We start from the raw sequence: 13699 nt of genomic DNA, 5'->3' as shown, positions 1-13699 counted from the left end.
ACCGCCGTGTCCAAGCAATCCAAAGCCAAGCGCGACAAGCGCAAGAAGCAGCAGTCGCCGCGCCCCTTCGCCCGCCTGGGCCGCGAGCAGCCCATCGCCAACCACGCCGTGCTGCAGAACGAGAGCGGCCGCGTGCTGGCCGCGATCGGCCTGCAGGGTCGCCAGTGGTTGCTGTCGGTCGGTGGCCAGACCATGGGCAATGCCGACAATCCGGTGCCGATGCTGGCGATGCTCAAGCACCTGGCCAACCTGCAGGAGCAGGAAGGCAACACCATCACCCTGGACTACTCCACGCAGCTGCAGCAGATGATCGACGCACTGGCGGCCGAGGCCGGCCAGACCCCGACCGAGTACCTGGACGCGCTGGTTGCCGAGTTCGCCGCGGGCGATGGCGCGGCAGAGGATGCGGACGAGGACGGGGCCGACGCGGACGCCGAGAAGACGACGAGCGATACCGACCCGGTGGAGGCCGACGGCAGCGCGGCGACCGACGCCGTGGCGGATGCCGACGGCACGCACAAGCCGGCCTGACCTGGCGCGTGGCGGTCTACATCGACGATGCGGTGCATCCCTGGCGCGGCCAGCGCTGGGGCCACCTGCTCGCCGACACGCTGGACGAACTGCACGCCATGGCGGCGCGGCTGGGCATTCCCCGCCGCGCCTTCCAGAACAAGCTCAGCGGCGCGCACTACGACGTGCCCGCCGCCCTGCGCGACGACGCGATCCGCCTGGGCGCGGTGCCGGTCTCGCGCCACAGCGACCGCGAGCTGTTGAAAGCATTGATCCGCAATGCACGTGCGCAGGCGCGCGGCGAGGCGCGGTGAACGGTGGCGCCATGTCCGCCTAGAACGGATCGCTGCCCGGGCGCAGTTCGATGTCCAGCAGCGCCGCCAGGCGCCGCATGTCCTCGTCGTCGCGGCTGAGCGCCATCCACCCGGCGTACGCATCGCCCTCGGTGTCCCAGCACCAGAGGGTATAGCCGTGTTCGCGCAGGCGGTCGTAGGCGACGTTCAGCAGCGCCGGCACGTCATGACTGTCGAGGAAGTCCTCGTCGTCCACGTCGCCGCCCCAATCGATGCGCAGGTTCCAGCGCGTCGCCAGTTCGTCGATCGCGCCGATCAGCGACTCGGTGTCCTTCCAGTCCACGTAGAAGCCGGCACTCCAGTCGATGGCATCCTTCAGCGTCCACAACCAGCCGTCGTCCTCTTCGCCCTCGTGCTCGGCGCGCGCTTCGCGGAACGCGTTGAACTGACGCAACGCACTTTCCTCGTCGCCGGGATTGATCAGCAGCAGCAGGTTCCAGATCAGCCCTTGCTGGGTGTCCGGATCGTCGTCGAGCTCGTCGTGCAGATCGTCGGGATCGTCGTAATCGGTGCTGTTGTCGGGCATGGCGTGAGCCGGCGGATGGAAGGGAAGGTGCAAGTGTGCCGTGCCCGCCGCGGCGACGGAAGCGCACGGAACTCGGCAACGGCGCCGCAGGCGTTTATCCTTCGCAGCCCGGAAGACGGCGCTGTCCGCCGCCACGCGAAGCCACCACGATGTCCGACACGCCCCCCGACCGCCTGGCGGTCAGTCCGCAGAGCCCCTTCCACGATGCCGAGACGCTGTCGCGCGGCGTCGGCATCCGCTTCAACGGCGTGGAGCGCGACAACGTCGAGGAGTACTCGATCAGCGAAGGCTGGATCCGCGTCCAGGTCGGCAAGGCGCGCGACCGCCGCGGCAACCCGATGACCATGAAGGTCAAGGGCACGGTCGAAGCCTTCTGGCTCGACGCCAAGTAATCGCGACCGCCGGCAGGCGCCGCGCCTGCCGGCATGTTGCTGCGACGCACGGCCGCACGCCGCGGCCCAGGCTACCGCCTCAGGGCTTGAGCCGATAGCCGCTGCGGAAGATCGCCCATACCACGCCCAGGCACAGCGCCAGGAACGCCAGGGTCATGCCCAGGCTGACCGCGATGTGCACGTCGGCCTTGCCGTAGAACGCCCAGCGGAAGCCGCTGACCAGGTACACCACCGGGTTGAACAGGCTGATCTTCTGCCACAGCGGCGGCAGCATGTTGATCGAGTAGAAACTGCCGCCGAGGAAGGTCAGCGGCGTGATCACCATCAGCGGGATCACCTGCAGCTTCTCGAAGCCGTCGGCCCACACGCCGATGATGAAGCCGAACAGGCTGAAGGTCAGCGCGGTCAGCACCAGGAAGCCGAACATCCACAGCGGATGCGCGATCTCGTACGGCACGAAGGCGCGTGCGGTGAGCAGGATCAGCAGGCCCAGCAGCACCGACTTGCTGGCCGCCGCGCCGACGTAGCCGATCACCACCTCCCACCACGCCACCGGCGCCGACAGCACCTCGTAGATGGTGCCGGCCCAGCGCGGCATGTAGATGCCGAAGGAGGCGTTGGAGATGCTTTCGCTGAGCAGCGACAGCATCACCAGCCCGGGGATGATGTAGGCGCCATAGCTGATGCCGTCGATGGCGCCCATGCGCGAACCGATCGCCGCGCCGAACACCACGAAGTACAGCGAGGTCGACAGCACCGGCGAGGCGATGGACTGAGTCAGCGTGCGGAAGGTGCGCGCCATCTCGAAGCGGTAGATCGCGGCGATCGCGTGCAGGTTCATGCGCGCACCTCCGCCGCGGCCGACGCCGGCCGCACCAGGTTGACGAAGATCTCCTCCAGCGAACTCTCGCTGGACTGCAGATCCTTGATCTCCACGCCCTGCGCCTCCAGTTGCCGCAGCAGCGGGCCGATGCCGGTCTGCGCGGCCTGCGCGTCGTAGGTGTAGGTCAGTGTCGTGCCGTCGGCGGACAGCTCCAATGGCTGCGCCGCCAGCGCCGGCGGCAACGCGTGCAGCGGTGCCTGCAGGGTCAGCGCCAGTTGCTTCTTGCCGAGCTTGCGCATCAGCGTGCGCTTGTCCTCCACCAGCACCAGTTCGCCTCGATTGACCACGCCCACGCGGTCGGCCATGTCCTCGGCTTCCTCGATGTAGTGCGTGGTCAGGATGATGGTGGTGCCCTGCTCGCGCAGGCGCCGCACCATCTGCCACATGTCGTGGCGCAGCTCCACGTCGACCCCGGCGGTGGGTTCGTCCAGGAACAGGATGGACGGCTCGTGCGCCAGCGCCTTGGCGATCAGCACGCGCCGCTTCATGCCGCCGGACAGGGTGGAGATGCGGCTGCCGCGCTTGTCCCACAGCGACAGCTCGCGCAGCACCCGCTCCAGGTGCGCATCGTCGCGCGGCTTGCCGAACAGGCCGCGGCTGAAGCGCACCGTCGCCCACACCGTCTCGAACGCATCGGTGGCCAGTTCCTGCGGCACCAGGCCGATCTTGCCGCGCGCGGCGCGGTAGTCGCGCACGATGTCGTGGCCGTCGGCCAGCACCCGGCCGCTGCTGGGATTGACCAGCCCGCAGATGATGCTGATCAGCGTGGTCTTGCCGGCACCGTTGGGGCCGAGCAGGGCGAAGATCTCGCCGCGATGGATCTCCAGATCGATGCCCTTCAGTGCCTGGAAACCCCCGGCGTAGGTCTTGGTCAGGTGTTGTACGGAAATGATCGGCGACACGGGAACTCCCTGGGCGCGCGGCGGCTGCGGAAACGGCCCCCAGGGTAGAAGCCGGCTCGTGATGGATAAATCCCGATCCGGCGGAAGCACTCTCCCGGATGCGGGACAGTGCGCCAGCGAGGTATCCGCAAACGCCGGGCGACGCCGTCGTCGCGCCGTGGACTAGCGCTCGCCGGTCTTGAGCCGGCTGGCAGGCGCCCGCGCTGCGCGCGGCCACGGCAGCACGCGCCAGCCGAAGTTGACCCCGGCCGCCGCCAGCAGGATCAGCAGCGCCCCGAGTACCTGCGTCCACGCCAGCGACTGCCCGAAGGCGATGCGATCGACCGCGATCGCCACCACCGGATAGATGAACGACAGCGCCCCGATCATTGCTGTTGGCAGTTTCTGGATGGCGCCGTACAGCAGCACGTACATCACCCCGGTGTTGACCACGCCAAGCACGACCAGATCCAGCCATTGGCCGGGACGGCTGGGCAAGGCATCGAAGCGCACGAACGGCGCCAGCAACACGATGCCGATGCCCAGTTGCAGCAGCGCGAGCAGATGCGGCGGCGTGCCTTTCAGGTGCTTGGTGACGATCGACGACACCGCGTACAGAAACGCGGCACCGAGCGCCAGGGCGACGCCCTGCAGGTACTCGCCCGGCACGGCGAGCACCGCAGGCGCGATGCGCACCACGCCCACCAGGCCGACGAACGCCACCGCCAGCCACCCCACGGTCGAGGCGCTGATGCGCTCGCGGAACACGAGCGCGCCGAGCCCGACCAGCATGAACGGCTGCGTGTTGTAGACGGCGGTGGCCATCGAAATCGACGCGCGGCCGTAGGCGGCGAACAGCAGCAGCCAGTTGCCCACGATCGCGATCCCGCCGAGCAGCACCAGCGCCAGCATCCGCGGCGAGAACGCCTTGCGCCGCAACAGGCCCAGCGCCGCGCAGACGATGAGCAGCGTGGCCGCGCCGAACAGGCAGCGGAAGAACACCACGTTGAACGGCGACTGCCCCGACGACACCACCAGCCAGCCGATCGTGCCGGACATGAGCATGGCCACGACCATCTCGGCCGCACCACGGCGAATCTCGTTCGAGGCCATTCCGGTTCCTTTCAATGCTGCGAACAGCCGTCATTGTAGAAATCGCAATTCCGCGAAAATATGCTTAAACTTAGGTCAACTACGGAATTTACCTAAAAAAGGAAGGCTACTATGCAAACCTGCCTTTCCCCTCCCGCCATCGCCCCACTCGACGCGATCGACCGCGCCATCCTCGCCGCCCTGGCGCAGGACGCGCGCATGGCGACCAGCGAACTGGCCCGGCAGATCGGCCTGTCGGCCCCGGCGACCGCCGACCGCGTGCGCCGGCTACAGCACCAGGGCGTGATCGCCGGATTCACGGTCGAGCTCGATCCGCGCGCGCTGGGCTACACCTTGCAGGCGATCGTGCGGGTCAAACCGCTGCCGGGGCAGTTGCACCTGGTGGAGGAACTGCTGCAGCGCATCCCGGAATTCGTCGAGTGCGACAAGGTGACCGGCGAGGACTGCTTCATCTGCCGGCTGTACCTGCGCAACATCGAGCACCTGGACAGCATCCTGGCAAAAGTCACCGATCGCGCCGAAACCAACTCCGCCATCGTGAAGTCGACCCCGGTGCCGCGACGGCTGCCGCCGCTGGCCGAGGACGCCTAGCGCGATGCGCTAGCCACGCGGCTTGCAACAGACCACACAGCGCCAGGGGCGCAGGCCGGCGTGCGCCCCTGGCGGGCAGAAAGCGACGAGCAGTGAACCGGCGCGCGCCGAAAGTGGCATCGCGGCGAGCCCAAAACGACGCCAGGAAGCCGCTTTCACGAATCCCCATTCCCGACTCCCCATTCCCGGCCGTCGATCAACTCTTGCGCCGCGCCTCCAGCAGATCCAGGTTGCGGATCAGCCGCCGCGCGATCTCGTCGGAGATCTTGCGCTGGCGGGTCAGCTTGAACAGTTCCTGGCGTTCGGCCTGCAGGCCGGCGTGCCGCAGCTGGCGCAGCACCGCGTCCAGGCGCCGCGCCTCCTCCGGATCGCTCTCCATCGCCTCGCCATGGTCGAGATGGCGCTGGTACAGCGCGCTGACCCGGTTGGCGGCCTCGTTGTAGAGATCGGCGTGCTCGCTGTCCTGCACCAGCCGCTGGCGCAGCTTCTCCACCGCCGCCAGCGCCGCGCGCGAGGACTCGCGGCGGGCCAGGTCTTCCTCCAGGCGATCGGTCGGCTCTTCCGGCAACTCCAGGCCGCGCAGCAGCCGCGGCAGGCCGATGCTGGCGACCAGCAGCGAAGTGACGATCACCGCGCTGGCCAGGAAGATCGCCAGGTCGCGCGCCGGGAACGCGGCGCCGCCGGGCAGGGCCAGCGGCAGGGTCAGCACGCCGGCCAGGGTGATCGCGCCGCGCACGCCGGCCAGCGAGGTCGCCACCACGATCCGCCACGGCGGGCTCTGCCGGTCCTCGCCGCGACGGCGCGCCTTGAGCAGGGTCCAGCGCAGCGACAGCCACACCCACAGGAAGCGCAGCAACAGCAGGCCGACGTAGATCGCCAGCGCGTAGGCGGGCAGCCACCACGGGTCCAGGTGTCCGGCTTCGTCCATGTTGTGCATGGCGCCCTGCACGATGCCCGGCAACTGCTCGCCGAGCAGCACGAACATGATGCCGTTGAGGGTGAACTGGACCATGTCCCACACCGCCGAGCGCTGCACGCGCATGCTGCCCGGGGCGCGGCCGCTCAGTTCCACGTAGCTCATGGCGATGCCGGCGGCGACCGCGGCGAGGATGCCCGAGGCGTTGATCGCCTCGGCCAGCAGGTAGGCGGCGAACGGCAGCAGCAGGTTGACCAGGATCGCCGCGCCCGGCTCCTCGCCGACCTGGCGCCACACCCAGCGCTGCGCCAGGCTGGTGCCGACCACCACCGCGATGCCGGCGGCCACGCCGACCAGCGCCACCCACAGGAAGGTCAGCGAGGCATCGGCCAGCGAGAACGTGCCGGTGATCGCCGCAGCCACCGCGAACTGGAAGCAGACCAGGCCGGAGGCGTCGTTGAGCAGCGACTCGCCTTCCAGGATGTGCATCAGCCGCTTGGGGATCGGCGCGCGCGCGGCGATCGAGGACACCGCGATCGGATCGGTCGGCGACACCACCGCGGCCAGCGCGAACGCCACCGCCAGCGGCATGGTCGGGATCATCCAGTGGATCAGGAAGCCGGCGCCGATCACGGTGAACACCACCAGGCCCAGCGCCAGCTCCAGGATCACGCCCTTGTCGCGGAACAGGCCCTGCTTGGGGATGCGCCAGCCGTCCAGGAACAGCAGCGGCGGCAGGAACAGCAGGAAGAACAGCTCCGGCTCCAGCGCATAACCCTTCTTGAACACGCCGGCGATGATCGCGCCCAGGCCGATCTGCACCAGCGGCAACGGCAGCGAAAACGGCAGTACGCGCACCAGGTAGCCGCTGGCCACCACGGCCAGCAACATCGCCAAGACCACTTCGATCGAATGCATGCTCGTCCGGACGGCGGCGCCACGCCGGCGGCGCCGCCCATGAATGGGGGAGCCTGCAAGCAAAGCGCACCGCGGCGGCGATGTCCAGTGGGGCGGGCGGCGCGGTGTCCGGCCGTACTGCCGGGTCGGCAGGCGGCGCCGCGGACACAATCGCACCGACGCGGGGCTTCACCCTGATCGAGCCACTGCCGCCCGTCTCAAGATGCCGGTCCGTCCGGGCTCCGACGGCGGCCATGCCGGTGCGGTCGCGCCGGTCCCGGCATGCGTGCCGCCGTCCCACCACGCCGCCCTCAGCGCGAGGCGGACACGTACTCCACGAAGATATGTCCGTTCACCCGCGCCACCGGGTCGTAGCCGGTGCACCAATAGGAATAGCCCACGTGCGGCCGGTCCGGACCATTGCCCTGCGCACCTGCGGGGACGTCGTCCATGTCGACCATCAGCGTCCAGTGTCGCGCCCGCGCGCCCTGCCCCGTGGTGACCTCGTAGCGCCACTCCACCGGCGTGGAGGGACCGGTGTCGCCGACGGCGGTCCTGGTCACCGAAAACTGGCTGAGCGACAACGTCAGGCCGGTCGCCGCCGACAACCGTGCGATGGCGCGCGCCTTCGGCGTACCCTCCTTGTTGCGCATCCGTGCCGCACTCTGGGTCAGCGGCGGGGTGTCCTGCAGATCTTCATCGTGGGCCGATAGCTGATAATTGTTGCGACTGCCGCGCAGTGCGACCATCGTCCTTTCTCCTGGTTAGGCTGCACCGCGCCCATCGCGGTACAACCGCAGCGTCGGCGGACGCTCACGCCACGGCCATCGGACCAGGACTGATTCCACGGGCGATGCATGCCTCTGCGTCGCCACGCGCGGACGACCGGGCGCCGCGGGACGCATCGTGACCCGACACGCCCCCGCGGGGGCGTCCAGGCGTGTCCCGAGGAGGCTACTATCCGGCGGCAGAGCCGGTGGCGGACACCGGCGCCTTTTCGCCGGAGACCGCATGCTCACCATCCAGGAACTCAACCGCTTCATCGACGAACACGCGGCCGAAGGCAGCATTCCGCGAATCTGGGAGCTGATCGGCGAGCACTTCGTGCAGGCCCAGGCCGGCCTGCCGGCCGAGCACGCGATGGAGCGGCGCGAGCTGTCCTTCCACGATCACGTGCGGCTGCTGGGCTACCTGTGCCTGCTGCTGGAGGGCGTGCCGGGCGATCTGGTGGAGATCGGGGTGTGGAAGGGCAAGTCGCTGGTGCTGATGAACGAGGTGTCTGGCCGCCAGCGCCGGGTGATCGGCATGGATCCGTTCGCGCTGCCGAATCAGTTCGAGGAGTTCAACCACTATCGGCAGCAGTTGCTGCCCAATGCGCGCTTCATCCGCGGCTATTCCGAATTCTGCGCCGAACATTTCTACGCCATGGAGCCGAAGGTGGCGCTGTTGCACATCGACGGTGGCCACACCGGGCGCAACGTGCTGCTGGATTTCCTGCTGTACGGGCCGAGCGTGGTGTCCGGCGGGTTCGTGGTGTTCGACGACTACGGCGACTGGGAATACTCGCCGGAGGTCGGTCCCGCGGTGGACCTGCTGCGCGCCGCCGGCTACTTCGGCGACTTCCATGTGCTCGGCTGCGCCCACGGCTTCGAGAACAGCTACGTGCTGCAGCGCCGCTGAGCCGGCTCGCCTTGGCCCTCCAGCGCGTGCCGGCAGCGCAAAGCGGCGTTCCGAGAACGGCATCGCCGGGATGATCCCGGCCAACCAACAGGACAAACATTTCCGACACACCGATCATCGATCCTGGACCCTGAGCCCGACAGCCACTCAGGGTGCGGACGTCGCGGCGCGTCCGAAGCTGCAGCCGCGCTCAACCATAACGGCATGGCAGATATCATGCCGCCAATTCATCGCCGAAGCGGCCACCCATGAAAAATACAACCGCCAAATGGCGAAACCATGCATATCTGGCGAGCATCATCGACAGCATCGATTCGATCGCGGCTGGACGGCCGATCATTCGCGACGCTGATCTTTCCGGCATCAGCATCGGCCCATCTGCCATCCTGGAGCAGTTAAAAGCCGCAAATCTCTTCGAATCGAGGATCAGCAACACCGATCTGTCTTACTCGAAAATATCGGGAAGTGCGAACGATAGTTCCTTCATTAATGTCAGCTTCGAAAGTGCCAGCTTGAACGGAGCCCTTTTGTGCAGATCGGAAATAAAAAACTGCAACTTTTCAAGAAGCAAGCTTGTGATCAACATGGATGATGCGATCTGCGAAAAAACCGATTTCGTCAAAGCCAGGTTTTCCGGTGGATCTTGCGGAGTGGAGTACGGCGGCCGCCGGGTAAAATTCATGGACTGCGATTTTACCGGCGCTGTCTTTGACAGAGTCGAATTCAGAGCATCGACATTCATCAACTGCATCTTTGCCGATGCGAAATTCAAGAAATGCGACTTGCGTGGCGCCAGGTTTGAGGCTGGCGTTCTGCCATTGGCAGCCCAGTTTGAGGATATGGACATCCCTTCTCAGTGTCGGTGATCTCATCGGCGCAGGCCGACGATGAGGCCTGCCTGCACTCGTATAGACCGTTCGCCGGAGCGCTGCCCGGCCTTGCGGCTGTACCAAAGCGCGACAGGGCGCTCGCCTGAGCCGCCCTGGATGCGAGCGACGGTACCCGCCAGCCCCCTGTTCATCATTATCTGGATGGCGTGATGCAACCGCGCCGGCGCAGGCCGCGTAAAGACAGGTGCACGGCCGACTGGCCGCGCATCCCTTTCAAGGAGCAAGCCCATGAAGATCCACTTGCTGTCCCTGGCCCTCGCCGGCCTCGTCTCCCTGCCCGCCATGGCCGCCCCCAGCCAGGCCGCGATGCACGACCACGCCGCGATGAGCGAAGCCAAGCCGAATCCGATGGTCGGCGGCGCGCCGATGTACGCCACCAAGGACATCATCGACAACGCGGTCAACTCCAAGGATCACACCACCCTGGTCGCCGCGGTCAAGGCTGCCGGTCTGGTGGACACGTTGAAGGGCGCCGGCCCGTTCACGGTGTTCGCGCCGACCAATGCCGCCTTCGCCGCGCTGCCGGCCGGCACGGTGGACACCCTGCTCAAGCCGGAGAACAAGGAAAAGCTGACCCAGGTACTGACCTACCACGTGGTCCCGGGCAAGCTCGACGCGGCGGCATTGCTGGCGCAGATCAAGGCCGGCGGCGGCAGTGCCAAGCTGACCACCGTGCAGGGCGAAACGCTGATCGCCAAGGCCCGCGGCGGCAAGGTCACCCTCACTGACAGCAAGGGCAATACCGCGCACGTCACCACCGCCGACGTGATGCAGAGCAACGGCGTGATCCATGTGGTGGACAAGGTTTTGATGCCGTAAGCACGCGTCGGGGGGTGCATTGGCATCGCGGGGGCGGCTACGGCCGTCCCCGTTTTGCACGCCCATTCAGCCAACGGCGATCGCTCGCCACGCCGACAACGACCGGACCACGCGCACGAACCCTCAGTCGCCAGCACCGCCTGCGTGCAGCATCGGCACCTGCTCCGCCAATGCGCGCAAGTCGCGCACGAAGCCGTGATAGGCGGCCTCGCCTGCCTCGCCGCCACGCTGGCGCAGCACCCACGACGGATGCACGGTGGCCAGCGCGCGGGTGCCGTCGTCCAGCATCTGCCATTGCCCGCGCTGGGCCATCAGCTTGAAGCCGCTGCCCAGCACCGCGTGCGCCGCGGTCGCGCCCAGGCACAGCACGATGCGCGGGCGCACCCGCGCCAGTTCGCCGGCCAGCCACATCCGGCAGGCCTCGACATGGGCGCGCTCGGGATTGCGGTGCAGCCGCGCCTTGCCGCGCTGCTCGAAACGAAAATGCTTGACCGCGTTGGTGACGTACAGGCCTGCACGTTCGACGCCCAGTTCCTGCAGCGCGCGATCGAACAGGCGCCCGGCCGGGCCGACGAAGGGACGCCCGCTCAGGTCCTCCTCGTCGCCGGGCTGCTCGCCCACCACCATCACCGCGGCATCCTGCGGACCTTCGCCGAACACGGTCTGGGTCGCCGGCTGCCACAGCGGACAGCGGCGGCAGTCGCGCGCCGCCGCGCGCAGCGCGTCGAGGCTGTCGTCGGCGGCCACCACCGGCGCCGGTGCCGGCGCGGGAATGCGCCGCCGCACCGGCTCGGGCGCGCGCTCGGCCATCTCGCGCACGCGCTGCCCGGCGTCGCGGATCAGCGTGGGCAGCAGTTGCGCTTCCGGCAGATGCTTCCAGTATTTCTGCGGCATCTCCTGGCGCATCATCGTTGGGTTGAGCCGCGCCGGGTTGAAGATGTTGGCGTAGTAGGTGCGCCACAGCGTGTCCTGCGCATCGTCGGCCGGCGCATCGGCGCGCTGGGCGCCGGCGCCGAACTGCAGCGTCTCGCCGTCCCAGCGCACGCTGCGGTACGGGGTGAGGATCGCCCAGCGCATGCCGGCGAAGCGCCGCGCGAAGAACGGCGCCACCCGATCGACGATGTGGTGCTCCGGCTCGAACCAGGCGATGTAGGCCTCCTGCTCGCCCGGCACCTCACGGAAGCGCACGAACGCCTTCATCTTGTGGCTGTCGCGGCGCACCGCCTGCGCCCATTGCTGGGCGCGGTGCACGTCGGCATCGGTGACCCGCTGCAGCAGCGCGCGCTCGCCGCCGGCGATGCGCCACAGCAGCCGGTACAGCAGCGCATGCCGCTGCGGATCGCGATGGCACAGCACCGCACAGGCCAGCGCCAGGAACTCGGCCGACACCCGCGGCGGCGGCACCTGCGCCGGCAGCGTGGCGACGTCGGTCCCGGCGAGCAGCCCGCCCTGCGCGTCGCCGTCCCAGGCCAGCGTCTCCGGCGCCACCTGCGCACACCACGCCGCCCGCGCCACCGCCCGCCACGCCTCCAGGCTCCACGGCGGCACCACCTCAGCCTGGAACATGCCCCGCTCCACGCATCAGCTCACCGAAACGAATGCAGAACACAGCAACACAACCGCCAACACAGCATCCGCAACCATCGCCGCGCCTGCAGATGTTGCTTTTGCTTTTGCTCGTGATGTTGCTTTTAAAACTTCCCGCCTTAAAGCGAGCCGAGCACCGGAGTGGCGAGCGGCCGAAGAGGCGCCCTTGTTTGAGCGAAGCGAGTTTGGGCGCCGTGCCGCTCGCCGCGAGGAGCGCAGGGGACCGGTGCGGCCGTATCGCACCGGCTCGTGTCAGGCGGGAGCGGTTTTGGTGACTTTTGCCAAGACAAAAGTCACTCGCGCCCGTAGGCGCGAAAGCCTTTGATGTTGCTGTTGCTGTTGCAGTTGCCGTTGCCGTTGCCGTTGCCGTTGCAGCAAGCATGGCAACACTCCACCCCACCGCGTCAATCAAACAAGCCACCCTGCCGCGGTGCCGGCGCCAACTGCGCACGCAGCCGCTGCGGATCGTCCAGCCGCTGCCGCGGATGGTGGTCCAGCACACTGACGAACGGCAGCAACTTCTTCAGCGGCACTCTCAGCCGCGCCAGATCCTCGACCCGCAGCCGCGCATGCCGCCGCGCCAGCAGCAAGCGCTCGACGTTGCGGGTGCCCAGCCCCGGCACGCGCAACAACAGTTCGCGCGCGGCGGTGTTGAGATCCACCGGGAATCGCTCCGGGTTGCGCAGCGCCCACGCCAGCTTGGGGTCCACGTCCAGATCGAGCATGCCGCTGGCCGCAGGCGGGGCGATCTCCTCCACCGAGAAATCGTAGAACCGCAGCAGCCAGTCGGCCTGGTACAGGCGGTGCTCGCGCTGCAGCGGCGGCGCCAGCAGCGGCAGCTTGGCCGAGGCGTCGGGAATCGGGCTGAACGCGGAGTAGTAGACCCGGCGCAGGCGATAGTTGCCGTAGAGATTGTGGCTGGTGTGCAGGATCGCGCGGTCGTCCGCGCCGTCGGCGCCGACGATCATCTGCGTGCTCTGCCCGGCCGGGGCGAAACGCGGCGGCTTGGCGCGCACCCGCGCCTCGGCCTTGCGCGCCTCCTTGCTCTCCTCGATGCGCCAGCGCAATTCGCCCATCGCCGCACGGATGCCGCCGACGTTCTTCTCCGGCGCCAGTTGCGCCAGGCCGCGCTCGGTCGGCAGCTCCACGTTGATGCTGAGCCGGTCGGCGTAGCGGCCGGCGGCGGCGAGCAGCTCCGGCGCCGCGTCGGGAATGGTCTTGAGATGGATGTAGCCAGCGAAGCGGTGCTCCTCGCGCAGCTGCCGCGCCACTTCCACCAGTTGCTCCATGGTGTAGTCGCTGTTGCGGATGATGCCGCTGGAGAGGAACAGGCCTTCGATGTAGTTGCGCTTGTAGAAATCCAGGGTCAGCTTGACCACTTCGGCCGGGGTGAAGCGCGCGCGGCGCACGTTGCTGGACACGCGGTTGACGCAGTACGCGCAGTCGAACACGCAGAAGTTGGTCAGCAGGATCTTCAGCAGCGACACGCAGCGCCCGTCGGGCGTGTACGAATGGCAGATGCCCATGCCCTCGGTGCTGCCGATGCCGCCGCTGCGCAGCGAATGGCGCTTGTCGGCGCCGCTGGAGGCGCAGGACGCGTCGTACTTGGCCGCGTCGGCGAGCACGGCGAGTTTCTCGAGGGTATTCACCGGCCGACGATG

Annotated in this window: 15 protein-coding genes; 7 read left to right on the top strand and 8 right to left on the bottom strand. The window is 67.9% G+C overall.

Features of this window, described 5'->3' with window-relative positions; translation table 11 throughout:
• Positions 1 to 6: 6 nt before the first annotated feature.
• Positions 7 to 531: a hypothetical protein gene (locus CEK68_RS03070; RefSeq protein ID WP_152238500.1), complete on the top strand. Its 525-nt coding sequence runs from the start codon at positions 7 to 9 to the stop codon at positions 529 to 531.
• Between the two features lie 8 nt (positions 532 to 539).
• Positions 540 to 824 carry a DUF4031 domain-containing protein gene (locus tag CEK68_RS03065; RefSeq protein ID WP_017907657.1) on the top strand — a complete coding sequence of 95 codons (285 nt, stop codon included), beginning with the start codon at positions 540 to 542 and terminating at the stop codon, positions 822 to 824.
• A 19-nt stretch (positions 825 to 843) separates the two neighbouring features.
• On the opposite strand, the gene CEK68_RS03060 is transcribed toward CEK68_RS03065, so the two are convergent.
• Entirely contained in the window at positions 844 to 1389 is a 546-nt protein-coding gene (locus tag CEK68_RS03060; RefSeq protein WP_017907656.1) for a hypothetical protein, read from the bottom strand.
• A 149-nt stretch (positions 1390 to 1538) separates the two neighbouring features.
• Between CEK68_RS03060 and CEK68_RS03055 the strand changes: the two genes are divergently transcribed.
• Positions 1539 to 1781, top strand: a complete 243-nt coding sequence (locus CEK68_RS03055; protein ID WP_010343635.1) for a DUF3297 family protein — start codon at positions 1539 to 1541, stop codon at positions 1779 to 1781.
• A gap of 79 nt (positions 1782 to 1860) precedes the next feature.
• Here the strand turns inward: CEK68_RS03055 and CEK68_RS03050 are convergent, their stop codons facing one another.
• From CEK68_RS03050 to CEK68_RS03040, 3 genes are all read right to left on the bottom strand, one after another.
• Positions 1861 to 2622 carry an ABC transporter permease gene (locus tag CEK68_RS03050; RefSeq protein WP_017907655.1) on the bottom strand — a complete coding sequence of 254 codons (762 nt, stop codon included), beginning with the start codon at positions 2620 to 2622 and terminating at the stop codon, positions 1861 to 1863.
• Positions 2619 to 3566, bottom strand: coding sequence for an ABC transporter ATP-binding protein (locus CEK68_RS03045; protein WP_017914796.1), 948 nt, complete (start codon positions 3564 to 3566; stop codon positions 2619 to 2621). Before CEK68_RS03045 ends, CEK68_RS03050 begins: the two co-directional genes overlap by 4 nt.
• Positions 3567 to 3728: 162 nt before the next feature.
• Complete coding sequence (locus CEK68_RS03040; RefSeq protein WP_043093424.1) at positions 3729 to 4658, bottom strand: DMT family transporter; 930 nt, start codon at positions 4656 to 4658, stop codon at positions 3729 to 3731.
• 111 nt (positions 4659 to 4769) lie between these two features.
• On the opposite strand from CEK68_RS03040, the gene CEK68_RS03035 reads away from it, so the two are divergent.
• Entirely contained in the window at positions 4770 to 5249 is a 480-nt protein-coding gene (locus CEK68_RS03035; RefSeq protein ID WP_152238499.1) for an Lrp/AsnC family transcriptional regulator, read from the top strand.
• A gap of 196 nt (positions 5250 to 5445) precedes the next feature.
• Here the strand turns inward: CEK68_RS03035 and CEK68_RS03030 are convergent, their stop codons facing one another.
• Positions 5446 to 7083 carry a Na+/H+ antiporter gene (locus CEK68_RS03030; protein ID WP_017907651.1) on the bottom strand — a complete coding sequence of 546 codons (1638 nt, stop codon included), beginning with the start codon at positions 7081 to 7083 and terminating at the stop codon, positions 5446 to 5448.
• 290 nt (positions 7084 to 7373) lie between these two features.
• Complete coding sequence (locus CEK68_RS03025; RefSeq protein WP_152238498.1) at positions 7374 to 7811, bottom strand: hypothetical protein; 438 nt, start codon at positions 7809 to 7811, stop codon at positions 7374 to 7376.
• Between the two features lie 262 nt (positions 7812 to 8073).
• On the opposite strand from CEK68_RS03025, the gene CEK68_RS03020 reads away from it, so the two are divergent.
• From CEK68_RS03020 to CEK68_RS03010, 3 genes are all read left to right on the top strand, one after another.
• Complete coding sequence (locus CEK68_RS03020) at positions 8074 to 8742, top strand: class I SAM-dependent methyltransferase (protein ID WP_152238497.1); 669 nt, start codon at positions 8074 to 8076, stop codon at positions 8740 to 8742.
• 248 nt (positions 8743 to 8990) lie between these two features.
• Complete coding sequence (locus CEK68_RS03015) at positions 8991 to 9608, top strand: pentapeptide repeat-containing protein (RefSeq protein WP_226977743.1); 618 nt, start codon at positions 8991 to 8993, stop codon at positions 9606 to 9608.
• 252 nt (positions 9609 to 9860) lie between these two features.
• Positions 9861 to 10451: a fasciclin domain-containing protein gene (locus CEK68_RS03010; RefSeq protein WP_017914789.1), complete on the top strand. Its 591-nt coding sequence runs from the start codon at positions 9861 to 9863 to the stop codon at positions 10449 to 10451.
• Positions 10452 to 10574: 123 nt separating this feature from the next.
• On the opposite strand, the gene CEK68_RS03005 is transcribed toward CEK68_RS03010, so the two are convergent.
• Positions 10575 to 12017, bottom strand: coding sequence for a UdgX family uracil-DNA binding protein (locus CEK68_RS03005; protein ID WP_043093428.1), 1443 nt, complete (start codon positions 12015 to 12017; stop codon positions 10575 to 10577).
• A gap of 425 nt (positions 12018 to 12442) precedes the next feature.
• The gene (locus tag CEK68_RS02995) at positions 12443 to 13687 is read right to left on the bottom strand and encodes a putative DNA modification/repair radical SAM protein (protein WP_017914786.1); all 1245 of its coding nucleotides are present in this window, start codon (positions 13685 to 13687) and stop codon (positions 12443 to 12445) included.
• Between the last annotated feature and the right edge of the window lie 12 nt (positions 13688 to 13699).

This window comes from Xanthomonas sp. LMG 12461, from assembly GCF_009192935.1.
GTDB classification, from domain to species: domain Bacteria; phylum Pseudomonadota; class Gammaproteobacteria; order Xanthomonadales; family Xanthomonadaceae; genus Xanthomonas_A; species Xanthomonas_A sontii.
This window is presented reverse-complemented; position numbering and strand designations above follow the sequence as displayed.

Coding starts and splice junctions, on each gene's coding strand:
- CEK68_RS03030 (WP_017907651.1), bottom strand. CDS start 7,083: ATGCATTCGATCGAAGTGGTCTTGGCGATGTTGCTGGCCGTGGTGGCC.
- CEK68_RS03010 (WP_017914789.1), top strand. CDS start 9,861: ATGAAGATCCACTTGCTGTCCCTGGCCCTCGCCGGCCTCGTCTCCCTG.
- CEK68_RS03005 (WP_043093428.1), bottom strand. CDS start 12,017: ATGTTCCAGGCTGAGGTGGTGCCGCCGTGGAGCCTGGAGGCGTGGCGG.
- CEK68_RS03015 (WP_226977743.1), top strand. CDS start 8,991: ATGAAAAATACAACCGCCAAATGGCGAAACCATGCATATCTGGCGAGC.
- CEK68_RS03035 (WP_152238499.1), top strand. CDS start 4,770: ATGCAAACCTGCCTTTCCCCTCCCGCCATCGCCCCACTCGACGCGATC.
- CEK68_RS03060 (WP_017907656.1), bottom strand. CDS start 1,389: ATGCCCGACAACAGCACCGATTACGACGATCCCGACGATCTGCACGAC.
- CEK68_RS03020 (WP_152238497.1), top strand. CDS start 8,074: ATGCTCACCATCCAGGAACTCAACCGCTTCATCGACGAACACGCGGCC.
- CEK68_RS03055 (WP_010343635.1), top strand. CDS start 1,539: ATGTCCGACACGCCCCCCGACCGCCTGGCGGTCAGTCCGCAGAGCCCC.
- CEK68_RS03025 (WP_152238498.1), bottom strand. CDS start 7,811: ATGGTCGCACTGCGCGGCAGTCGCAACAATTATCAGCTATCGGCCCAC.
- CEK68_RS03040 (WP_043093424.1), bottom strand. CDS start 4,658: ATGGCCTCGAACGAGATTCGCCGTGGTGCGGCCGAGATGGTCGTGGCC.
- CEK68_RS03050 (WP_017907655.1), bottom strand. CDS start 2,622: ATGAACCTGCACGCGATCGCCGCGATCTACCGCTTCGAGATGGCGCGC.